Source organism: Brevibacillus sp. FSL K6-6036, from assembly GCF_037964015.1.
GTDB classification, from domain to species: domain Bacteria; phylum Bacillota; class Bacilli; order Brevibacillales; family Brevibacillaceae; genus Brevibacillus; species Brevibacillus borstelensis.
The window spans coordinates 2,999,357-3,020,789 of record NZ_CP150173.1; the positions used below are offsets into that span (position 1 = coordinate 2,999,357).

Below are 21,433 nucleotides of genomic sequence, written 5' to 3' on the forward strand. Positions count from 1 at the left end.
CATCAGTTGCTTTTGCGAAGATAGAGCTGCGTGCCAATTTCGTCCATCTCTTTTTGTTCCCGTTGTTTTTCAGCCTCGAGATACTGCCCATGGGCCCTCTCCCGGAGCTTATGCCACAATTGCGTTTCTTTCATGCGCTCTGTCAAGAGCATTTGACACCGTTCCATTTCGCGTACGCATCCATACACCATTTGCTTCTGGTTGTGGATAGAACGCTCGACTGACTGGCGATACCGCGTAATCTCCATAAGGTGTGCAACACTGACAGGCTCGGCTTGAACGGAGTGCAGCATCCCTGTCGCTTCTTCATGGAGCTCATGCAGCTGCCCCAGCTTCCACTCTTCTTCATTCTTTCTTTGGATTGACTTGCCGAAGTCCCATTCAGCCTGTTCCTTCTCTTTCTCTTTCACATCCAAAACCTTCTGGAGATGAAACTGGAACACCTTCACACTAGTTCACTCCCCCGAAATGAGCTGTCAGCGCCTTAATGGCACTTTGGAGATCCGAAGGCTCATGGGTGCCCTGCATCGTAAAATCTCTGATCACATCTCGGTAACGAATCGCCTGGTCAATCTCCCTGTTCGTGCCCGGCTTGTATGCTCCAATATTGATCAAATCCTCTGCTTCCTTATAGGTAGCCAAATACCGCTTCAACTGACGGGCTGCCTCCAGATGATCGTCTGTACAAATTTCGTTCATCACCCGGCTGACGCTTGCCATCACATCGATCGCCGGAAAGTGGCCTTTGTGGGCGATTTTCCGGTCAAGGACGATATGCCCGTCCAAAATTCCGCGAACAGCATCGGCAATCGGATCGTTCATATCATCAGAATCAACGAGTACAGTATAAAAGGCTGTAATACTTCCCTTGTCTGCTGTACCCGCACGTTCCAGCAGCTTTGGCAGCATGGCAAAGACGGAAGGCGTATAACCACGAGTCGCAGGTGGCTCCCCGATGGCCAGCCCAATCTCGCGCTGCGCCATGGCAAAGCGAGTCACTGAATCCATCATCATCATGACATTGAGCCCGCGATCCCGGAAATACTCGGCGATCGAGGTCGCGATCATGGCACCCTTGATCCGTATCATAGCGGGTTGATCCGAAGTCGCGACTACGACGACCGATCTTTTCAACCCCTCTTCACCGAGGTCGCGTTCGATAAACTCCATGACCTCGCGCCCGCGCTCCCCGATCAATCCGATCACGTTAATGTCGGCTGTCGTATTGCGGGCGATCATGCCCATCAATGTACTCTTACCGACACCAGACCCGGCGAAAATCCCTACGCGCTGACCTTTTCCGACTGTCAACAATCCATCAATCGCCCGCACTCCGACACTAAGCGGCTCCTGAATACGCGGCCGCAACAACGGATTTGGCGGCATGTTCGATGTAGGATATGAAGCAAGGCCCAGCGGAAGGCTGCCCTGGAGCGGACGGCCGAGCCCATCGAGAATTCGTCCGAGAATTTCCGGGCCTACTTTGACGTGGAGAGAGCGGCCAGTCGCTACAACATCACTGCCCGGCCCGATTGCGGTCAGTTCTCCGAGCGGCATCATCAGCACTTTATTGTCTCGAAAGCCGACAACTTCTGCTGCAATCGGTTCCTCGCTTTGACTTGCATAGATATGGCAAATTTCTCCGAGCTTAACCTCCGGTCCCTGCGATTCGATCGTCAACCCTACTACCTGGGTAACCTTTCCATTGACGCGTACCGGATCTATTCCTTGCAGGATATGTCTGTACTTGCCTACATCAAGAACAGTCATGCCTCGTCACTTCCCTTGGCAATATCCAGCAGCGCTTGTCTGATTTCTGTCAATTGCGTATCAATCCGGGCATCCACGCTGCCCAGCGGGGTGCGGATGACACAGCCGCCCTCATCTACCGTGTGGTCAGGGTAAATCGCAATCTCTGCTTGTCCATCCAAAAGCGCAAGCAGCTGCGGGCGGTGCTGCTGAACAAAGTCAAAGTGACGCTGATTGACGCAGACAGTTATTTCACCGTGCACCCGCGAACGCTGAAGCGTATTTTTTACGATCTCAAGGACAGCTTCCGGAGATGCGCTCAACTCATTGCCGATAATTTTTTTTGCAATTTCCAGGCTTAACTCCACCAGGAACGGTTCAGCTTCAGAGATGATTCGCTCTTTCTCCCGGTGGGCAAACTCCAACAGATTCCGAGCTTCTTCTACCTTTTCACGCTCTTCCTCCCATGCCAGCTGCTTGCCATCCTGAAGACCGGCTTGAAACCCTTGTTCTCGGGCTTGTGCTTCGGTTTCGGAAAAAAGCGCAGCTGCTTCCTGCCGTTTGTTTTCCCACCACTGTTCAATCTCCGCAAGGGCATCCTGCCGAATTTTTTCAGCCTGCTCCATCGCTTCGCGAAGCTGTCCCTGCGCGGTTTCTTCCGCATCCTGGAGAATTATTCCGGCTTCTTCTTCTGCATTTTTTACAATTTGTAGATTTTCTTGCAACCTTTCATCCGATTCAACCGTCTGTATGTGTGTAGACTTCACAGAGAGAAGAAAAGATTCGTCCGATGTCTGATAGTGAGACAGCTTGATAATCCTAGACAATGATATCATCTCCTCCGCCGCGAGCGATGATGATCTCACCCGCTTCTTCCAGGCGGCGAATGATCGCGACGATACGGGACTGCGCTTCCTCTACATCACGCAGACGGACAGGTCCCATAAATTCCATTTCTTCTTTGAATGTATCTGCCATCCGTTTGGACATGTTCCGGAAGATAACTTCACGGACTTCTTCGCTGGCAACTTTAAGCGCAAGCTGGAGATCTGCATTTTCCACATCGCGGATAACCCTCTGAATGGAGCGGTTGTCCAAAGTAGCGATATCCTCGAAGACAAACATACGCTTTTTGATCTCTTCTGCCAGCTCTGGGTCTTGTATTTCCAAAGAATCCAGAATCGTCCGCTCTGTACCTCTGTCTACACCATTAAGAACAGCGACAATCGCTTCGATACCACCAGCCTGGGTATAATCCTGAGTAACGGTGGCTGACAGTTTTTGTTCCAGAACCTGCTCCACTTGCGTGATAACCTCCGGTGACGTGCTGTCCATCAAGGCGATGCGCTTTGCTACCTCCGCTTGTCTCTCTTGAGGAAGCGCGGAGAGAATCATCGCTGCCTGTTGAGGTTCCAGATAAGAAAGAACTAACGCAATTGTTTGCGGATGCTCATTTTGGATAAAGTTCAGGATCTGGCCTGGGTCCGCTTTTCTTGCAAAGTCGAATGGACGAACCTGAAGATTTGCTGTCAAGCGGTTAATGATGTCCATTGCCTTGGTCTCGCCAAGTGCTTTTTGCAGGATCTCCTTGGCGTACGTAATTCCGCCTTGAGAGATGACTTCCTGAGCGACCGCTATCTGATGGAATTCTGCCAAGATCTTGTCCTTTTCATCCGCGTCTACCTTACGAACGTTGGCAATTTCCAACGTGAGCTGCTCGATCTCGTCCTCTCTGAGGTGCTTGAACACCTGGGCGGAGATTTCCGGCCCGAGAGAGATGAGCAGGATCGCAGCCTTCTGTCTTCCTGACAATTCTTTTGCGCCGCGAGCCATTTGCTTTCACTCCTTAATCTTCAGCTAACCAAGTACGAAGCAAAACAACGAATTCGTCCGGCTTGCTGCGCGCCAATTTTTCCAGTTGTTTCCGCACCACTGCCTGATCTGTATCGTCTTGATAGGTTAAATCGGGTACCTCCGTCGGTTGCATCGACATGACATCTGCGACTTCCTCTTCTTGCTGTTTGGCCTGGCGGCGTCTGCGGTAGATCAGGTAGGCAACCGCTCCGAGAGCCAGCAAGGCTACAGCACCCGTACCATACAAGAGGGCAGGAGTCAGACTTCCGGAACCATCAACTGCGACTTTTCCGGAGAATGGACGCGGCAGAACAGAGATGTGCTTGTCCAGTTCTTCTTGTGTCAAATCTATGCCTTTGTCGCTTAACGTAACGCGAACCACATTGCGAAGGACTTGCTTGATACTGTCGATAGTTTGTTCGTCGAGCTGTCCGCCTTCGGGTGGTTCTACCCCAACGTTGATCGTGATGTCATCGATTTTATAGGGACTCATTGAAATATTGCGGGTGATCCGGTTGACTTCCCGATTGATCGTGTCATTCAGTTCTTCATACTGACTGTTGTTGCCCTGCGGCGTACTGCCCGGGTAGCCTGGCGTGTCGTTCGCTCCCGTTCCCGCGATTCCTCCGGGAGGGGCGCCCTGGCCGCTAAAGGTTTTCGATAATTTTTGCGATGAGATGATAAGTCCTTCGTTGTTTTCCTTGTCTGGCGCTTCAACCAGATTCTCAACACGGTTTTCCTTGTCAAAGTTCATGCTGATAAAGGTATGAACAATGACTTTGTCTCTGCCCATAATCGTGCCCAAGAGCGTGTACAAATTTTGCTGGATCTTTCTTTCCACATCTGCTTTGATCTTCTCTTGCTGCTCGTAAGCTGTCAGGTTTCCTTCTGGTTCACTGCCGTCAGTTCGCTCCAGCAGATTGGAGTACTGGTCGGAAATGGTAATGTTTTCAGGCGACAGCTTGGGTACGCTGCGGGAAACAAGCAGATACAAGGAGTTGATCTGTTTTTGATCCAGTCTGGTTCCGGGCTCGACATCAACGATGACCGAAGCTGTCGCGCTATCAGGTGTCTCCGTCACCCAAACGCTTTCCTGCGGCAGAGTAATCATTACCTGCGCGGTGCGAACACCTTTTACCCGTTCCAGCATTTTTCTCAGTTCTTGCTGCAAAGCTTCTTTTTTCATCACGTCAAACTGACGGTCTGTTACTCCCAGGGTGTTAGAAAATATTTCTGAGTTGATGCCTGCTTCGCTGGGGATCCCTTGTGCAGCCAAGTCAACTATGACATCCTGAGCCATTTTTTCTGGCACTTCTATACTTGTGCCGTTGTCTGTAATTCGAAATGGAACTTTCTTTCCTTCCAGTTCCTGCTTGATGATCCCGATTTCCTGTTCACTTAACCGCTGGTTGTATAACGGCTTGTACACCGGCTGAGAAGCGATGTATATGTATAGGCCAAGTGATATGAGCAAAAACAGCGCGATACCGGAAATCATCCATTTCTGTTTAGCAGGCAGCTGGTTCCATTTCGCCAAAGCTTGATCTTTATATAGTGCTAGACGCTCGTTCATGGTTCACCTCACCAATGATACCGCCAAAACATTAAAGTGGCATGCGCATGATTTCCTGATAGGATTCTATGACTTTGTTACGAACTTGCATGGTCATTTGCAGCATGACAGAGGCCTTCTGCCCTGCAATCATGACCTGATGGACATCCTGAACTTGTCCCATCGCAAACTTGTCTGCCAAATTTGCCGATTCTACCTGGGCCTGGTTGACTTGGTTCAGTGCATCGGAAAGATACGCTGAGAATGATTTGCTTACCTCATCCGGCGTATAGGTCTTGGTCTGGATTTGAGGCTGCACTCCGCCAATCCGGGAAAGCGCGTTAATATCCATCCGTTCTTACTCCTTTCCCTACTTGATTTCCAGTGCTTTCATCATCATGCTCTTCGCACCGTTCAGTATGGTAACGTTCGCTTCATAAGCTCTCGATGCGGAAATCATATCGACCATTTCCTTCATCATGTCCACATTCGGCATCAGAACATATCCGTCCGCATCCGCATCCGGATGTGTCGGATCGTATACCCGCTTAAATGGGGTATTGTCTTCGCGAATGGACGTTACCCTCACTCCCTGCTCCGTTCTGCCGGACACCATGCCAATCGCTCCTTGCAGTACACTGTCGAAGGACTGGCTGGGCGCTTTCGGGGACAGCTCAACCATTTTTCTTTTGTAAGGCTGCCAAGCCCCGTTTACAAATGTAGCGCGGGTCGTATTTGCGTTGGCCACGTTCGCTGCAATTGTATCCAGTCTGAGCCGGTTTGCAGTCAGAGCGGAAGCGCTTGTATCAAGCCCTTGGAACAAACTCATTCTTATCTACCTCCGCCTTCAATTACGCTGCGCAATTTTTGAAAATGCCCTGCAGTCAATTGGGTTAACCCATTGTACCAGATCTGGTTTTTGGCGTACTCGCTCATCTCAAACTCAAGATCCACGTCATTGCCATTGTTTTGAACGAAGTTCTCTGGGTTGGAGACAATTCTCGGCACCACATTCAAACCGCTGTCGGCAAACGGGATATGCCGGGCATTAGTACGATACGCCTGCAGTTTTTGTTGTCCTGAAGCCCCATTCATCTCTTGTTTCAGTAGGTCTTCGAACACAACCTGCTTGCTCTTAAATTGCGGGGTGTCAATGTTAGCAACGTTGTTGGCTATCGTTCTTTGTCGAAGCATAGCGGCGTCCAAAGATCGCTCCAAGATTCCTAAATGGTTACTGACTAGCATTTTTTCCAAACTCCCCCAATCTTGCTTTCGCTCCATTCCCACAAATATTCCATTTTTTCCTGTTAATTCGACACAAGAATACGACTCAATCATAGCAAAACTGCTATGGCGAAAAAAGCCCTATTCTCACAAGTTGTGACAAAATGATTCAATGGGACTAAATCCCTGATGCTCCCTATTTTTGTTAGTGTGATGGAAAATTGTAAAAGAACCTTACATATATTTGAATAAACTAGCTTTTTTAGTTAATAATTTTTGACCGTTTCGATTTAATTCCCCCAATTTCGACAAATATCTAGGTACAAATACCTAGAAAAAAGGTGTAGCACGTTTAGCTACACCTTACCTATTCCCGTTATATATTCATTTGAAACCTATTTATTTGCATAGCCCGCTTACCTGGAGCCAAAAAAATGTCATGAAGTTTTCAGCTTTTCCAGTTCTGGAAGCAGCTTCTCATTCAGAACCTTAATGAAGGTCCCTTTCATACCCAAGGAACGGGATTCGATCACGCCAGCACTCTCCAGCTTCCGCAGTGCATTTACAATGACAGAACGGGTAATGCCCACGCGGTCTGCAATTTTCGAAGCGACAAGAAGACCTTCTTTTCCTTCCAGCTCCTCAAAAATATGTTCAACAGCCTCCAGTTCACTGTAAGACAGGGAACCGATCGCCATTTGCACAACTGCTTTGCTGCGTGCTTCTTCCTCAATTGCCTCGGAACGTTCACGCAAAATTTCCATACCGACGACAGTTGCCCCTACCTCTGCGAGAATCAGGTCATCGTCGACAAACGGGTTGTTGACGCGTCCAAGGATCAGGGTACCGAGTCGATCACCGCCGCCCATTACCGGAACCAATGTCGTCCAGCCTGTGCGGAATACTTCTTTCATCTCCACTGGGAAAATGGTGTACGGGCTGTCCACATCCAGGTTTGCGGACGTCTCTTCCACTTTGAGCAAGCCAAGGCTGTACTCTTCAGGGAAGCGGCGTTCTTCGAGCATTTTACGGATGCGCTCGTTGTCCACTTCTTGGTGGATCGAGAAACCGAGCAGTTTTCCCTTGCGGCTGACCACGAAAATATTTGCTTCAATTACATCGCTTAATACTTGGGCCATTTCACTAAAATTGACCGCGTGTCCCGCTGACTTTTGCAGCAGACGGTTAATTCTTCTTGTTTTTGACAACAGATCCATTATGGTTTCCTCCCAGTCAATAATTGACCATCGTATGTTTTATAGGATGTATTGGCTCAAGTCCTTGTTGCCAACGATAGAGCCAAGCTTTTCACGCACATACTCAGGCGTGATCTGCACCACATCCAGATGAATGTCAGGGGCCTCAAAAGAAAGGTCTTCCAAAAGCTTTTCCAACAGGGTGTGAAGCCGTCTCGCACCGATGTTGTCGGTTGACTGATTCACTTCTGCGGCCAATCGGGCAATCTCCGAAATGGCATCCGGGGTAAAATCGACCCGAATCCCTTCTGTTTCGAGAAGAGCGATGTATTGCTTCAACAGCGCATTTTTCGGTTCCGTCAAAATCCTGACGAAATCCTCCACCCGCAAGCTGGTGAGCTCGACCCGGATCGGAAAACGTCCCTGCAGCTCCGGAATCAAATCGGACGGTTTGGCGATGTGGAAAGCGCCAGCTGCGATAAACAAAACAAAGTCAGTCTTTACGGGACCGTATTTTGTCATCACGGTAGAGCCTTCCACGATGGGCAGGATGTCTCGCTGCACACCTTCACGCGATACGTCGGGGCCTCTCCCATCCTTGCCGGCGATCTTGTCGATTTCATCAATAAAGATGATGCCGTGGTTCTCGGCACGCCGAATCGACTCCTGCGTGACTTCATCCATATCCACCAGTTTTTGCGCTTCTTGCTGAATTAATACCTTTCGTGCATCTTTAATTCGCAATTTTCTCTTCTTCGTCCGCTTCGGCAAAAGATTGCCCAACATATCCTGCATTTGCATCCCCATTTGTTCTGTACCCGGAACCTGGAACATATCAAACATGGAGGGGGATTGGTCCTCCACATCGATCTCAATCATCTGATCTTCCAGTTGTCCAGCCTCCAGCTGCCACTTAACCTGACGTCGCTGCTGTTCAATGGAAACGTCCTCGGGTTCAGATGATTGCTGTTGCTGTTGTCCGCCTCCGAACAACATTTCCAGCGGGTTTTTAAATGACTGCTGCTGCTTTCGCGTTGGAACGAGGATATTTACGATGGCCTCGTTGGCCAGTTTCTCGGCCTTTTCCTTTACGGATTCCATCTTCTCCTGTTTTACAGTGCGGATTGCTGCCTCTATCAAATCCCGAACCATCGACTCTACGTCACGGCCTACGTATCCGACTTCCGTAAATTTGGTGGCCTCGACCTTGATAAAAGGCGCGCCCGTCAATTTGGCAATCCTGCGAGCGATTTCTGTCTTCCCCACACCTGTCGGCCCGATCATCAGGATGTTTTTCGGTATGACTTCATCCCTCATATGCTCCGGAAGCATGTTCCGGCGATATCGGTTGCGCAAGGCCACGGCTATCGCTTTTTTGGCTTGACCTTGTCCGACGATGTATTTGTCCAGATGCTCTACAATCTTACGCGGGGTTAATTGTTCAAGGCTCAGCACCAGGAGTCCTCCCTTCCTTTCACTTCATCTCGTCGACAACGAGATTGTCGTTGGTGAATACGCAAATCTCAGCAGCTGTCCGCAAAGAAGCTTCGGCAATCTCTCTCGCACTCAGATGCGGCGCATACCGTTTCAACGCCCTGCCTGCAGCAAGCGCAAAGCTTCCTCCTGACCCAATGGCTAGAATACCGTCGTCCGGCTCGATGATTTCACCGTTTCCAGAGATCAAAAGCAGATTATTTTTGTTGCAAACGATCATCATCGCTTCCAGTCTCCTGAGGACTTTGTCCATTCGCCATTCCTTTGCCAGTTCCACAGCAGCTCTTTGCAGATTGCCGTGGTACTCCTCCAGCTTTGCTTCAAACTTTTCAAACAGGGTGATCGCGTCTGCTACCGAGCCGGCAAAACCGGCCAGCACCTCACCGCGATACAACCGTCTTACTTTTTTAGCGCCGTGCTTCATTACCATGCTGTTGCCGAACGTGACTTGACCGTCGCCAGCCATGGCCGCTTCTCCGTTATGGTGTATGGCAAAAATTGTAGTAGCATGAAACTGTTCCATTGCAGATTCCTCCCGCTTATGTACTTCCGGCCGATCCTGGACGGGAATGACCCGCACGTGGATGGGCTGCGTCGTAAACGTGGCGCAACCGTTCCTTGGTCACATGCGTGTACACCTGGGTTGTCGAAATATTGACGTGACCAAGCAGTTCCTGCACCGTACGCAAATCCGCACCTCCATTCAGGAGATGGGTAGCAAATGTGTGGCGAAACGTATGCGGCGATACGCGCAGATTGAGCGCGTGGGCCTCCACATGCTTGTCGACGATACGGCGGACACTGCGGTCGGAGAGCGGCTCCCCGCGATAATTGAGAAGAAGGTACCCGTGGTCAGCCTTGCCGGCAAGAAGCTTCTTCCTTCCATTATCTAGGTATTGCCGAAGAATGTCGCACGCATAACTGCCGATTGGAACATATCTCTCCTTCGCACCCTTCCCGTAAACAAGAGCAATCCCCATGCTTGGGTTTACCGCTTCCAATGTTAGTGTTACCAGCTCCGACACGCGAATCCCACTTGCATACAACAGCTCGAAAATGAGCCGATCCCGCATGCCAAGTGGGGTCGAAGTGTCAGGCAGGTCAAAAAACGATTGGATTTCGTTCGGATACAGGAAGGATGGCAGTTTCTTCTCCACTTTTGGTGTCGATACCAATTGAAACGGATTTTGCGCCAGTTGACCTTCCCTTAACAAAAAACGGTACAGACTTCGCAAACTGGACAGCTTGCGGGCGATGCTGCGCCGCGATAGACCCTTTTTAGCCAAATGAGCGAGAAAGGAGCGGCCGTGCAAATAAGAAACAGCAGCAAATACAGGGATTTGGTGCTGTTCCATAAAGGCGACGAATTCGCTGATATCTGCCACGTAATGCTTCACCGTATGAGTAGAGGCGTTTTTTTCGACACGCAAATAGTCCACAAACATATCAATTTCCGTGGATATTTGCTGTGAATTGTCCATCTGACGCGCACCTCCTCAAAGGCACCTATATAGTAACATAGCCAAAAATCTGATATCAACCTAATTTGTGTCGTTTTTGTGTAAAATTCTGAATTGTGTCTAGCGCCCGCTCAGCGAGCTTTTCGTTTTTCTCCCGTTTATTGCGAATGCGCTTCTCGAGTTCCGGCACCAGCCCGAAGTTGGCATTCATCGGTTGGAAATTGTTTGGATCGGTTGTCGTGATGTAGCGTGCCATGCTGCCCATGATCGTTTCCGGAGGCAGTACGAGCAATTCCTCGCCTTTTGCCAGTCTGGCAGCATTCAGTCCAGCAAGCAAGCCCGACGCGGCCGATTCTACGTAACCTTCCACACCAGTCATCTGTCCCGCAAAAAACAGTGTATCCCGGTCCTTGTACTGATAGGTCGGCTTCAACAGCTTAGGGGAATTGATAAACGTATTCCGATGCATGACGCCGTAGCGGATGATCTCGCAGTTCTCTAGACCTGGAATCATCGAAAAGACGCGTTTTTGTTCCGGCCATTTCAGATGCGTCTGGAATCCGACGATGTTGTAAAGGGTTGCCGCACTGTTGTCCTGACGAAGCTGCACTACCGCATACGGCTGTTTTCCGGTGCGCGGATCGATCAGTCCGACAGGCTTTAACGGGCCAAACAGCATCGTTTGACGGCCTCTTTTTGCCATAACCTCGATCGGCATGCAGCCCTCAAAGAAAATTTCCTTCTCAAAATCCTTGAGCGGAACAGCCTCGGCTTCGATCAGGGCATCGTAGAAGCGGTTGAATTCCTCCTCCGACATCGGGCAGTTGAGGTACGCGGCTTCGCCTTTGTCATAGCGCGAAGCCACAAAGACCTTCTCCATGTCGATGGAATCTTTCTCAATAATGGGAGCAGCTGCATCGTAAAAGTACAGGTACTCCTCTCCTGTCAAAGACTTGAGCCTTTCAGACAAAGCGGGCGAGGTAAGCGGTCCCGTCGCAATTACGACGATACCGTCCGGGATCTCTGAAACTTCTTCTGTCATTACTTCAATCAGCGGATGGTTCCGCACAGCGTCGGTCACATACTGGGCAAATTCATGCCGATCGACTGCCAGCGCCCCGCCAGCAGGTACGGCACATTTATCCGCAGCGCCAATGATGACAGATTCGAATCGGCGCATTTCTTCCTTTAACACGCCTACTGCATTGGTCAGCGAGTTGGCACGCAAAGAGTTGCTGCAAACGAGTTCGGCAAATTTATCGGTATGATGGGCCGGCGTCTGCTTTGTCGGGCGCATTTCGTACAGTTTGACGTGTACACCCGATTCGGCGATCTGCCAGGCTGCTTCACTTCCTGCAAGCCCGGCGCCGACCACAGTTACATACGGTTGTTTTGTCATGCTGTTATCCTCCATACGTTCTCAGGAATCCGCTTAGGAATCTGCTTCTTCCTGGTAATCGCAATTGGTGCACACCACGCTGACGCCCTGCTTCTTGCGTTTCTTTTCGACCAGCAGGCTGCTGCATTTCGGGCAAGGACGTGCAATCGGTTTATCCCAAGAGACGAAATCACAGTCTGGATATCGGTTGCATCCATAGAAAATACGGTTCTTCTTGGATTTACGTTCGATAATCGATCCGGTTTCACAGTTTGGGCACTTTACGCCGATTTCTTTGACAATCGGCTTGGTATTCCTGCAGTCCGGGAACCCGGAGCAAGCGAGAAACTTCCCGAAACGTCCGAGCTTGTAAACCATGACGCTTCCGCACAGCTCACAGAACTCGTCTGATTCTTCATCTTTGATCTCGACTTCTTCCATCTGTTCTTCAGCGACTGACAACCGTTTTGCAAAGTCTTGATAAAACTGGTCCAGCACCTTTACCCAATCTGCAATACCTTCTTCGACTCCGTCCAGATCCGATTCCATATTTGCCGTAAATTCAACATCGACAATCTCCGGAAAGAACTCCTCGATCATGGTAACGACGAGCTCTCCGAGTTCTGTCGGCAGAAAGCGTTTCTCCTCTAAGGCAACGTAGCCACGCTTTTGAATGGTTTCGAGTGTTGGAGCATAAGTGGAAGGACGTCCGATTCCTTGCTCCTCCAGCGTCTTGATCAGCCTTGCTTCCGAATAGCGCGGAGGAGGCTGGGTGAAGTGCTGGGTGGGCTCGATCTCCTTCAATTCAAGGGATTCTCCTTCTTCAATTGGAGGCAGGAATGATTCTTCCTCTTTATTGTCGTCGCTTCCTTCTATATATACCTTCATGAATCCGGGGAATTTTACCTTGGAACCGGTGGCGCGGAAGGTCACCCCGTTTACATCAATATCCACACTCATCGTATCCAAAACGGCGGAAGCCATCTGGCTCGCCAGGAAGCGCTCCCAGATCAAGCGGTACAAGCGGAGCTGATCCCGACTGAGGACCTCTTTCAACTGGTCGGGCGTCCGCAGCACGGAAGTCGGGCGAATCGCTTCGTGAGCATCCTGAGCGTTCTCGTTTTTCGCTTGTGTTCTCTGTTCCGTCAATATGTAGTCTGCACCGAAATTCTCCAGGATGTACTCTTTTGCTTCATTTTGAGCAGTCACGGAAATTCGCGTGGAATCCGTACGCATGTAGGTAATTAGACCTACCGCTCCCTCTTTGTTGCCCAGGTCAATCCCTTCGTATAGCTCTTGGGCAATCCTCATCGTTTTGGCTGTTCGGAAATTCAGCTTCCGAGCCGCTTCCTGCTGAAGCGAGCTGGTAATAAAAGGCGGAGCCGGATTTCGCTTTCTTTCCCGCTTGGTCACCTTTTTCACCAGGTAAGGATGATTGCCGATCTGCTCGATCACCTGTTTGACGTCGGCTTCGGACTTCAACTCTGTTTTTTCGTCGCCAATCCCGTAAAATTTGGCTTCAAAAACTTTTCCTTTGCTGATTAACATGCTGCTGATCGTCCAATACTCTTCGGGAATAAACTGTTGAATTTCTCTTTCCCGATCCACAATCATCTTGACAGTGACAGTTTGAACCCGCCCTGCGCTCAATCCTTTGCGGATCTTTTTCCAAAGTATCGGGCTGATATTGTAGCCGACGAGACGGTCCAGAATTCGTCTCGCCTGCTGGGCATTCACCAGGTCCATATTGATATGGCGAGGATGCTTGAAAGCCTCCTTGATGGCGTCTTTCGTGATTTCATTGAAAACAACCCGCAGAGGCTGGTTCATATCAAGGCCAAGATATTGAGCCAGGTGCCAGGCGATGGCCTCCCCTTCGCGGTCCGGGTCGGCTGCGAGATAGACTTTTTTCACTTTTTTCGCAGCGTCCTTCAAGGTTTTCAAAACGTCGCCTTTGCCGCGAATGGTTATGTATTTCGGTTGAAACTGCTGATTAACATCAACGCCCATTTGGCTTTTTGGGAGGTCGCGTACATGGCCCATGGACGCTTTCACTATATATTTGCTTCCCAAATATTTTCCAATTGTTTTTGCTTTCGCCGGGGATTCGACAATCACTAGCGTGTCAGCCATCTTTTTCCTCCCCTTTCTGTAAGGAATCTCCCCTATTATTAAATATGCTTATCCGATTTGTCAAACACTTGAAGCATGAAGGCTTCGGGAGGATTCCAGCGATTCCGGGAGAAAGTGACTATCGTCTCACATAATATCCTCCCGGTAGGCTGGCAATCACATTTTTACTTTCCAGCTTTAGTAATGTCCGAAACAAGCAGGCCTGATCAGCCCCGGAAAGACGTCGGCCTACTTCATCCATATGGATCGGTTCGTGGCGGATATGCTGAAAAAGCCGTTGTTCCTCGTCATCCAGTGCGACTTTCCCGTCCGCGAAAGCACCCGAACCCTTTTTCTTGCTCGCAATGACCGCTTTCCAATAAGGTGGCAGCTCATCGAGAACATCTTCAATGCCTGTTACTAGCTTTGCACCTTGTTTCACCAAGTTATTCGGCCCAGCGCTTACCTCGGAAAATATGGGTCCGGGCACAGCAAAAACCTCTCGCCCCTGCTCGAGCGCACAATCCGCTGTAACCAACGACCCGCTCCTCTCCGCCGCCTCAACGACCACTGTCCCTACACTTAAACCGCTGATAATCCGGTTGCGCTCGGGAAACAGGCCAGGTACCGGCGGCACACCCGGCGGATACTCGGAGACAAGCAGGCCTGCGGATTCAACCTCTCGGAACAAGGGACGGTGGGCGGCAGGGTAAACGACGTCGATGCCGCATCCCAATACGCCGATTGTCGCTCCTTTCATCCGCAGGGCAGTCCGATGCGCCTCTGCATCAATCCCGTGAGCAAGACCGGAGACGATAACCAGACCTTTGCCACAAAGCTCCTTGACCAGTTGTGCGCAAGCGGCCCGGCCGTAGGGCGTTGGCTTTCTGGACCCGACAATGCCAATCGCAGGCCCGGCGATCAATTCGATATTTCCTTTGTAAAAGAGTGCAAGCGGGGGATCGGAAATGTTTCGCAGCAGAGGAGGAAACACCTCTTCCCAGCATCCGATCACACCGATACCGTTTTGTCTTAAAAAAGTCAGACGTCTTTCTGAATGCACTCCGCTCAGCCGTTCTACTCCCGCTCCGATCAGCTTGACGGGGAATCCGGCTTCTGCCGCAACCTGACGCCACCCTTTGCCCACTGCCGTAAATGACCCATGCTTCTCATATAACTCTCGAAGCCTTTTTCTTCCCAGCCCCGGAATGCCCACAAGCCCGCAATACCAGGCAATCTCTTCTTCGTTTCCGACAGGTGTCATCCCTTCTCCACTCTCCCTTGAGCCCCTTTTTCATTAATTTTACAAAGAGACAGAGAGTCACTCTAGAAAACCTGGATATGCGTTTTTTTCTAGTAGTCGACGTTTGTCGGAGCTTTTATAACAAAACATGAGCTGATTTGACAACATTGGACCCGGGACAAAAAAAGAAAGGGCAGGCACAAGGCCTGTCCTTTCTATGGCTAAAGCAGGAATCCTGCTTAGTTGCTCATTACTTTTTCGAGAAGTCCGCGTTCTTTCAGTACTTCAACCAGCGTTTCGCCAATTACTGCAGGGGTTTTCGCTACGCGAACACCGCACTCTTCCAGTTTGGCAATTTTTTCAGCAGCTGTTCCTTTACCGCCGGAAATGATCGCACCAGCGTGGCCCATGCGCTTTCCTGGAGGCGCTGTTTGACCGCCAATGAAACCGATAACCGGTTTTTTCATGTTGGCTTTGATCCATTCTGCTGCTTCCTCTTCGGCTGTACCACCGATTTCACCGATCATGATTACTGCTTCGGTATCCGGATCTTCATTGAACATTTCCAGAACGTCAATGAACTCCATGCCTTTTACAGGGTCTCCACCGATACCTACAGCGGTAGATTGACCGATGCCGCGGGTAGAGGTTTGGTGAACCGCTTCATAAGTCAAGGTACCAGAACGGGAAACGATACCCACTTTACCTGGCTTATGGATGTAGCCTGGCATGATACCGATCTTGCACTCGCCCGGAGTGATAACGCCAGGGCAGTTTGGTCCGATCAGTTTTGTCTTTTTGCCTTCCATATAGCGTTTTACTTTCACCATGTCCAGAACAGGGATGCCTTCGGTGATGCAGATTACCAGATCAAGACCTGCATCTACAGACTCCATGATGGAGTCAGCAGCGAAAGCAGCCGGAACGTAAATCACAGAAACGGTCGCGCCTGTCTTTTCCACTGCTTCTTGCACAGTGTTGAATACAGGAATGCCATCGACTTCCATGCCGCCTTTGCCAGGGTTTACGCCGCCGACCATTTTTGTTCCGTACTCGACTGCACCTTGTGCATGGAAACGACCAGTTGCACCAGTAATGTTTACGGTAATGACTTTCGTGTCTTTATTAACAAGAATACTCATCGCGTATATTTCCCACCTTTTTCATCACGTGTAGATACCGCTCGAAAATATGGCCTTTCGAACCTGTACGTCAGGGAATGTTTGTTATTTTACCAACGCTACGATCTTTTCAGCGCCATCTGCCATGGACTCGGCAGCCACGATGTTCAGACCGGATTCGTTAAGAATCTTTTTACCCAAATCGACGTTGGTACCTTCCAGACGCACAACCAACGGACGATCCAGTTTCACTTGTTTGGCAGCGGCCACGACACCATTTGCGATGACATCGCACTTCATGATACCGCCAAAAATGTTGACGAAGATCCCTTTTACTTTCGGGTCTTTCAGGATGATCTTGAATGCTTCCGTTACTTTTTCTTCCGTTGCGCCGCCGCCTACATCGAGGAAGTTGGCAGGGTCGCCACCGTAGAATTTCACGATATCCATGGTTGCCATGGCAAGACCCGCACCATTTACCATGCAGCCGATGTTTCCATCGAGTGCGATGTAGGACAGGTCGTATTTGGAAGCTTCGATTTCTTTCTCATCTTCTTCGTCCAGATCGCGCAGCTCTTGGATGTCAGGGTGGCGGAACAGAGCGTTGCTGTCGAAGTTCAGCTTGGCATCCAGTGCCATAACTTCGCCGTCGCCGGTAACAACAAGCGGGTTGATTTCAGCGATGGAGCAATCTTTGTCAACAAATGCTTGATACAAGCTCATCATGAACTTGACAGCCTTGTTAACGAGTTCATTTGGAATGTTGATGGCATAAGCCAGTTTGCGTGCTTGGAAAGCAGTCAGACCAGTTACCGGATCGATTACTTCTTTGATGATTTTCTCAGGGGAGCGCTCTGCAACCTCTTCGATTTCAGTACCGCCCTCTTCGGATGCCATCATAACGACACGACCCGTTGCACGGTCAACTACCACACCCACGTAGTATTCTTTCTTGATGTCGCAGCCTTGTTCGATCAAGAGGCGTTTTACTTCTTTTCCTTCTGGACCGGTTTGGTGAGTCACCAGAACTTTGCCGAGGATCTCTTGGGCGTATGTACGAACCTCGTCGAGGTTTTTCGCAACTTTCACGCCGCCAGCCTTACCACGGCCACCTGCATGGATTTGCGCTTTCACCACAACAACCGCTGTGCCCAGCTCTTTTGCCGCTTCAACCGCTTCATCGACAGTGAAAGCAACTTTTCCCTCAGGAACTTTTACACCGTACTGCTTAAGTATCTGTTTGCCTTGATACTCATGAATGTTCATTCTCCATCCTCCTATGGCAGATAAAGATCGGCAGTCCAACCGTGCCAAACGCTTTTTGCGCATGATAAAAACTGCCACTATCAGTGCAACATGACTATTCTACGACAAAATTCGCAAAAGTGGTAGTGTCATGATCGGTTTCTTCTCTTTTATCCTGACCATATGAGGTGAACTTCATGAAATTCGGCTCTTACTTTTTTGCTCCGAGGAGCCGGATCATTTCTTCATCAAGCTTGTTTTGGGAGTACCATTTCCCTTCGTAACGGAAATAGTCGTCAAAAAAATGTATGGTATGATTTTTCTCTCCTACCAAAAACGTTAACTGAAACCTTTCTTTCCCTACATTTTGAGGTACTTTTGTCAGGGCGACGCTGTTTTTTAACAGGCGGATACATTGATGAGCCATTCCTTGCTCAACTGTAGTCTCTGTCGGCTTTTTTTCCAACGCTGGCACTTTCTCGTCCCCAGTGGCGATCAAGCGTATCGAAGTGGCTTGATAAAGCTGCTGAAAAGAATCATCGGTCGTTTTCCGGGGAGGCATCCATTGGGTCAGCTTGGAAAACAGCGAACCTTGAATCCGGTAATATTGGGTCTCCCGTCCGAACGGAATGGCAATCATCGTTGGTGTAAGCAAAGTCGCGTCCAGCATTCTCTCCCCGGTGTCTACCCTCAGTTGATAGTACGGATGTAGCGGATACTGCCGTTTTTCCTTCTCTATGAGTGGTTCTGCCGCTAAAAACGTCTGCTGGACCATTTCTGTCTGTCCATTATCCAAGGACATTGTTTGGTTCAGATCGACAGCAGAAAGCACTGCATTCTTGTATGTGCCCGACAGCAAGCCGACTCCAGCCTGACGGTAAATCCATTGGTACAGCTTCACGGCACCCTGTCCCCGGTATGTATTTTCTCCATATTGACTGGCCTGCTCTCCCACTTCGACAACCAACGGAGCCTGCTTTGACCGGTACAAAACAAGGGTATATCTGATTTCATCGCGGGTCAGTACTTGATCAGACTTGTGCAGGTCTCCTCCCTGCTCGGGCAATTCCTTGAGAAACTTTTGCAATTCCAGCGGAACTTCTACACCATCCGTAGACAGTACGGTAACCTTTTCAACCGACCCAAGTTCGTTATCCATCTGTTTTTTCATGTCAGCTGGTTGTCCATTCGTGTTTTCTGCGCACCCAGCCAAGAGTAACCCGGCCATTAGTACCGGGAACAGATACGTACGCAAATTCCCCTTCATGCAGGTACCTCCCCATCGTGTTCGCTTTTCTGTCAACACACTCACAGAAGCCCCAATCGACGGCTGATTTCGCTGCCCAATTTACGCTTCACGTAGATTTCCCCAATCTGGTGTGGATCTTTGACTGCGACAGAGCGATTGTTCGTTCGGATGGCTACGAATTTTTCGTTGTTCTTATCCAAGCCGCATACCAATTCTGAGCCCACTTCCACGAAAATGGCGACCACATATTTGTCCTGCACTTTTCTTACTGTAATCTTGGGAAACGGAGTCAAAAACGGAACCGTCTTGTCCTGGATGTACTGTGTAATGGCCAGAACGTACTTGTCCGGGTCCCCATATTGTTCCACTTCATGGTTTACTCCGATGATTTCCCCCTCATCGGATATGCCCAAAAACAGATTGCCGTTATTGGAATTGGCAAAGGCTACTACCGTTTTAATAATGCCGCTTTTGGAAAGGAGAAAATCCCGCTTAAACTCAATCATGTCATTTTCGCCGAGCTGTGTAGCAACGACAGGGTCATCCACCCGTCCCAAATAGCGAAAACGGCTTATCGCGCCCAAGCGGTATACGTACTCCTCAAAAATATCGGCCGGCAGTGAAATATCGGTTAGAATCATATCTGCATTTTGCCAGAGCTTGTAGGTTTGCGGCGAGAAACACATGTCAAATAAAACGGAGCTTCCCAGAGAACGAATGTTCATCCCGATGGCTGCCGGCTGGGCTTCCAGCGGTTGATAAAGGGCGCTGCTCTCCACTTCCAGTACCCCGTTGTACAAGAGATAATCGAAGTAATGGCGAGGCAGTGTGACAGCATTCTTCAGCAGCTCTCTGGATGTCGGCGGTCGTTTCGTGACGTGATAAAAGTCAAAGTGAACGCTTTTTTCATCCGTTTCCTTGATGATCGCTAAAAATGTACACGTATGGCGCATAATTCCCTCTTTTGGCTCCTGGTTCATTTGTCTTATTCTATATCAGCCCTTCAGCGATTGACCAGTATTTTTCTGTCAATTGCGGAAATGAATCCGGTTTTCCAGAAATTTGACTTGGATGTTTTCCCGTTTTCAAGGTGTTTGATTGCCTATTTTTTTGAGGTTATTGATACTTTTGCAGGATCGACTGCAGCTTGAGAGACAACCCCAAATCACCCTTCACTTTTAGCTTTCCCATCATGAAGGCCATCGTTGGATTTAATTCCCCCCGGACCAGCTTGATGAAATTTGAATCAGACATCTCCAATATGCAAGCGGCTTCGTCCGGACCACCTTCGACCACACTTACGGCGTTCTCGCTAAAGGTTATCTGGAAAAGACCGCTGTCCTTGAGCTGAAAATGGAAGACTGCCCGCAGTCCTTCCAAACCGGCCGGATTCGCGTTTATTTTGTCTGCTAATGCCGCCATTGTCTCTTGTACTGTCATACGGATCACTCCTCAATTCTCTTTTTCAGTTTTTGGTCCATTCTGTCCAAATATTCCTTCTATTCATTAGCATAGTCCGATTCAATGTGCAGAGTAAAGCAAAAAAGAAGCCGGACCTTCCTGCTGTCCGGCTTCCTCTTCTTTTTGGGGGTTACTGCTGGCGTTTATGATGCGTCGATTCCTGCACTGAGAGTAAGGCTTATCTGACTCTGACCGCTGTTCCGGTGGCGATTACCATCATCATGCCTTCTCTGAGGGTTTCGAAGTCGAGATCGACACCGATGACAGCATTCGCGCCGAGAGCACGTGCCCTGTCTTTCATTTCACGCAGTGCCATCTCTCTTCCTTCTGCAAGCTTGCTTTCATATGCCCCGCTTCGGCCGCCAATAATATCCGTAATCCCTGCCAAGAAGTCACGGACAACATTGGCGCCTAAAATAATTTCCCCACTGACTATATCGAGATACTCCTCGATTTCTTTCCCTTGCAATGTACTCGTTGTTGTAACGATCATCCTCGCACCCTCCCGCTTGTTTAAACTAAGTCGTCTTTCTACTAATACGTTATGATGTCACTCCAAGTTTCACATGTCGCTGTTTTACATACTGTCGCTTCACTCGTTCACGTTTCACATGTTGCGGTGCCTAATCCTTCGTTTATTAACGTTTGTTTTGCTGGTGCTCCCTGGATGTGGGCTCGGTCTGCGGAGCCACTTCGGCCGCCTTGCCCTTGCTGCTCTGCTTATGCAAATCGATGTTTTTGTTCTTGGACATGCAATCCTCCTGCTACAGTGTTTTTCTACAGTATGCCCGGAGCATCTCCTCATATTATCAGAGGACACGGTGCATTCTATTGGAAATGGAAACGACAGGAGGCCAAAGATGAAAGAGCCTTTTTGGACAAAGCGGCATGATTACGCGGATGACGCAGATGGCTTGCAGCAATTGGTCGAGGTCATCAACGCCAAGGGAGACACCGGCGAGCTTAACGAGATTCTGTCGGAAGATGAATCCATCGGAAGTCAATCCGATGCCGAATCAGATCGGCTCAAGCCCTGACATTCAAAAAAAGAGTATCCTTCATGAAGAGGGGCACTCTTTTTTGGTTTTCCCTCAC

General features: G+C 49.5%; 22 protein-coding genes. 1 reads left to right on the forward strand and 21 read right to left on the reverse strand.

The features are described 5' to 3' along the window. Positions 1 to 2 precede the first annotated feature (2 nt). The 21 genes from fliJ to NST37_RS15130 all read right to left on the reverse strand — a co-directional run bounded on the left by fliJ (position 3) and on the right by NST37_RS15130 (position 20,831). Entirely contained in the window at positions 3 to 449 is a 447-nt protein-coding gene (gene fliJ / locus NST37_RS15030; RefSeq protein WP_003385892.1) for a flagellar export protein FliJ, read from the reverse strand. 1 nt (position 450) lies between these two features. Next, the gene (fliI, locus tag NST37_RS15035; protein WP_003385893.1) at positions 451 to 1,770 is read right to left on the reverse strand and encodes a flagellar protein export ATPase FliI; all 1,320 of its coding nucleotides are present in this window, start codon (positions 1,768 to 1,770) and stop codon (positions 451 to 453) included. Continuing rightward, complete coding sequence (gene fliH / locus NST37_RS15040; protein ID WP_171506812.1) at positions 1,767 to 2,585, reverse strand: flagellar assembly protein FliH; 819 nt, start codon at positions 2,583 to 2,585, stop codon at positions 1,767 to 1,769. Before fliH ends, fliI begins: the two co-directional genes overlap by 4 nt. Continuing rightward, complete coding sequence (gene fliG / locus NST37_RS15045; protein WP_003385895.1) at positions 2,569 to 3,582, reverse strand: flagellar motor switch protein FliG; 1,014 nt, start codon at positions 3,580 to 3,582, stop codon at positions 2,569 to 2,571. The genes fliH and fliG overlap by 17 nt, the downstream gene beginning before the upstream one ends. Positions 3,583 to 3,595: 13 nt before the next feature. After that, positions 3,596 to 5,176: a flagellar basal-body MS-ring/collar protein FliF gene (gene fliF, locus NST37_RS15050; RefSeq protein ID WP_024983841.1), complete on the reverse strand. Its 1,581-nt coding sequence runs from the start codon at positions 5,174 to 5,176 to the stop codon at positions 3,596 to 3,598. 31 nt (positions 5,177 to 5,207) lie between these two features. Then, complete coding sequence (fliE, locus tag NST37_RS15055) at positions 5,208 to 5,507, reverse strand: flagellar hook-basal body complex protein FliE (RefSeq protein WP_039070085.1); 300 nt, start codon at positions 5,505 to 5,507, stop codon at positions 5,208 to 5,210. An 18-nt stretch (positions 5,508 to 5,525) separates the two neighbouring features. Beyond that, on the reverse strand, positions 5,526 to 5,984 hold the full coding sequence (gene flgC / locus NST37_RS15060) for a flagellar basal body rod protein FlgC (protein ID WP_003385899.1): 459 nt from the start codon (positions 5,982 to 5,984) through the stop codon (positions 5,526 to 5,528). 2 nt (positions 5,985 to 5,986) lie between these two features. Continuing rightward, positions 5,987 to 6,400 (reverse strand): flagellar basal body rod protein FlgB, encoded by a 414-nt coding sequence (gene flgB / locus NST37_RS15065; protein WP_003385900.1) that lies wholly within the window; start codon positions 6,398 to 6,400, stop codon positions 5,987 to 5,989. A gap of 416 nt (positions 6,401 to 6,816) precedes the next feature. Continuing rightward, positions 6,817 to 7,596, reverse strand: a complete 780-nt coding sequence (gene codY / locus NST37_RS15070) for a GTP-sensing pleiotropic transcriptional regulator CodY (RefSeq protein WP_003385901.1) — start codon at positions 7,594 to 7,596, stop codon at positions 6,817 to 6,819. Between the two features lie 39 nt (positions 7,597 to 7,635). Beyond that, the gene (gene hslU / locus NST37_RS15075; protein WP_003385904.1) at positions 7,636 to 9,030 is read right to left on the reverse strand and encodes an ATP-dependent protease ATPase subunit HslU; all 1,395 of its coding nucleotides are present in this window, start codon (positions 9,028 to 9,030) and stop codon (positions 7,636 to 7,638) included. 19 nt (positions 9,031 to 9,049) lie between these two features. Then, on the reverse strand, positions 9,050 to 9,592 hold the full coding sequence (gene hslV / locus NST37_RS15080) for an ATP-dependent protease subunit HslV (protein WP_003385905.1): 543 nt from the start codon (positions 9,590 to 9,592) through the stop codon (positions 9,050 to 9,052). 16 nt (positions 9,593 to 9,608) lie between these two features. Continuing rightward, positions 9,609 to 10,550, reverse strand: a complete 942-nt coding sequence (gene xerC, locus NST37_RS15085) for a tyrosine recombinase XerC (RefSeq protein WP_003385906.1) — start codon at positions 10,548 to 10,550, stop codon at positions 9,609 to 9,611. Between the two features lie 55 nt (positions 10,551 to 10,605). Then, the gene (gene trmFO / locus NST37_RS15090) at positions 10,606 to 11,928 is read right to left on the reverse strand and encodes an FADH(2)-oxidizing methylenetetrahydrofolate--tRNA-(uracil(54)-C(5))-methyltransferase TrmFO (RefSeq protein WP_003385907.1); all 1,323 of its coding nucleotides are present in this window, start codon (positions 11,926 to 11,928) and stop codon (positions 10,606 to 10,608) included. 33 nt (positions 11,929 to 11,961) lie between these two features. After that, entirely contained in the window at positions 11,962 to 14,040 is a 2,079-nt protein-coding gene (gene topA / locus NST37_RS15095; RefSeq protein ID WP_003385908.1) for a type I DNA topoisomerase, read from the reverse strand. A gap of 118 nt (positions 14,041 to 14,158) precedes the next feature. Next, the gene (gene dprA, locus NST37_RS15100) at positions 14,159 to 15,283 is read right to left on the reverse strand and encodes a DNA-processing protein DprA (RefSeq protein ID WP_051925546.1); all 1,125 of its coding nucleotides are present in this window, start codon (positions 15,281 to 15,283) and stop codon (positions 14,159 to 14,161) included. A 218-nt stretch (positions 15,284 to 15,501) separates the two neighbouring features. Then, entirely contained in the window at positions 15,502 to 16,404 is a 903-nt protein-coding gene (gene sucD, locus NST37_RS15105) for a succinate--CoA ligase subunit alpha (RefSeq protein WP_003385910.1), read from the reverse strand. An 84-nt stretch (positions 16,405 to 16,488) separates the two neighbouring features. Further along, the gene (gene sucC, locus NST37_RS15110; protein ID WP_003385911.1) at positions 16,489 to 17,649 is read right to left on the reverse strand and encodes an ADP-forming succinate--CoA ligase subunit beta; all 1,161 of its coding nucleotides are present in this window, start codon (positions 17,647 to 17,649) and stop codon (positions 16,489 to 16,491) included. A 190-nt stretch (positions 17,650 to 17,839) separates the two neighbouring features. After that, positions 17,840 to 18,895 (reverse strand): hypothetical protein, encoded by a 1,056-nt coding sequence (locus NST37_RS15115; protein WP_003385912.1) that lies wholly within the window; start codon positions 18,893 to 18,895, stop codon positions 17,840 to 17,842. A 41-nt stretch (positions 18,896 to 18,936) separates the two neighbouring features. Then, positions 18,937 to 19,830 (reverse strand): ATP-binding protein, encoded by an 894-nt coding sequence (locus NST37_RS15120; RefSeq protein ID WP_227277809.1) that lies wholly within the window; start codon positions 19,828 to 19,830, stop codon positions 18,937 to 18,939. 163 nt (positions 19,831 to 19,993) lie between these two features. Continuing rightward, positions 19,994 to 20,317: an SCP2 sterol-binding domain-containing protein gene (locus tag NST37_RS15125; RefSeq protein ID WP_003385914.1), complete on the reverse strand. Its 324-nt coding sequence runs from the start codon at positions 20,315 to 20,317 to the stop codon at positions 19,994 to 19,996. Between the two features lie 199 nt (positions 20,318 to 20,516). After that, positions 20,517 to 20,831, reverse strand: coding sequence for a YbjQ family protein (locus NST37_RS15130; protein WP_003385915.1), 315 nt, complete (start codon positions 20,829 to 20,831; stop codon positions 20,517 to 20,519). A 367-nt stretch (positions 20,832 to 21,198) separates the two neighbouring features. Here NST37_RS15130 and NST37_RS15135 point away from each other — a divergent pair, with 367 nt between their 5' ends. Next, positions 21,199 to 21,375 carry a hypothetical protein gene (locus NST37_RS15135; protein ID WP_170208357.1) on the forward strand — a complete coding sequence of 59 codons (177 nt, stop codon included), beginning with the start codon at positions 21,199 to 21,201 and terminating at the stop codon, positions 21,373 to 21,375. Positions 21,376 to 21,433 lie beyond the last annotated feature (58 nt).

Coding starts and splice junctions, on each gene's coding strand:
- NST37_RS15130 (WP_003385915.1), bottom strand. CDS start 20,831: ATGATCGTTACAACAACGAGTACATTGCAAGGGAAAGAAATCGAGGAG.
- NST37_RS15125 (WP_003385914.1), bottom strand. CDS start 20,317: ATGACAGTACAAGAGACAATGGCGGCATTAGCAGACAAAATAAACGCG.
- NST37_RS15120 (WP_227277809.1), bottom strand. CDS start 19,830: ATGCGCCATACGTGTACATTTTTAGCGATCATCAAGGAAACGGATGAA.
- codY (WP_003385901.1), bottom strand. CDS start 7,596: ATGGATCTGTTGTCAAAAACAAGAAGAATTAACCGTCTGCTGCAAAAG.
- fliG (WP_003385895.1), bottom strand. CDS start 3,582: ATGGCTCGCGGCGCAAAAGAATTGTCAGGAAGACAGAAGGCTGCGATC.
- sucC (WP_003385911.1), bottom strand. CDS start 17,649: ATGAACATTCATGAGTATCAAGGCAAACAGATACTTAAGCAGTACGGT.
- fliI (WP_003385893.1), bottom strand. CDS start 1,770: ATGACTGTTCTTGATGTAGGCAAGTACAGACATATCCTGCAAGGAATA.
- fliE (WP_039070085.1), bottom strand. CDS start 5,507: ATGGATATTAACGCGCTTTCCCGGATTGGCGGAGTGCAGCCTCAAATC.
- NST37_RS15135 (WP_170208357.1), top strand. CDS start 21,199: ATGAAAGAGCCTTTTTGGACAAAGCGGCATGATTACGCGGATGACGCA.
- trmFO (WP_003385907.1), bottom strand. CDS start 11,928: ATGACAAAACAACCGTATGTAACTGTGGTCGGCGCCGGGCTTGCAGGA.
- flgC (WP_003385899.1), bottom strand. CDS start 5,984: ATGAGTTTGTTCCAAGGGCTTGATACAAGCGCTTCCGCTCTGACTGCA.
- fliH (WP_171506812.1), bottom strand. CDS start 2,585: ATGATATCATTGTCTAGGATTATCAAGCTGTCTCACTATCAGACATCG.
- xerC (WP_003385906.1), bottom strand. CDS start 10,550: ATGGACAATTCACAGCAAATATCCACGGAAATTGATATGTTTGTGGAC.
- dprA (WP_051925546.1), bottom strand. CDS start 15,283: ATGACACCTGTCGGAAACGAAGAAGAGATTGCCTGGTATTGCGGGCTT.
- topA (WP_003385908.1), bottom strand. CDS start 14,040: ATGGCTGACACGCTAGTGATTGTCGAATCCCCGGCGAAAGCAAAAACA.
- hslV (WP_003385905.1), bottom strand. CDS start 9,592: ATGGAACAGTTTCATGCTACTACAATTTTTGCCATACACCATAACGGA.
- NST37_RS15115 (WP_003385912.1), bottom strand. CDS start 18,895: ATGAAGGGGAATTTGCGTACGTATCTGTTCCCGGTACTAATGGCCGGG.
- flgB (WP_003385900.1), bottom strand. CDS start 6,400: ATGCTAGTCAGTAACCATTTAGGAATCTTGGAGCGATCTTTGGACGCC.
- fliF (WP_024983841.1), bottom strand. CDS start 5,176: ATGAACGAGCGTCTAGCACTATATAAAGATCAAGCTTTGGCGAAATGG.
- sucD (WP_003385910.1), bottom strand. CDS start 16,404: ATGAGTATTCTTGTTAATAAAGACACGAAAGTCATTACCGTAAACATT.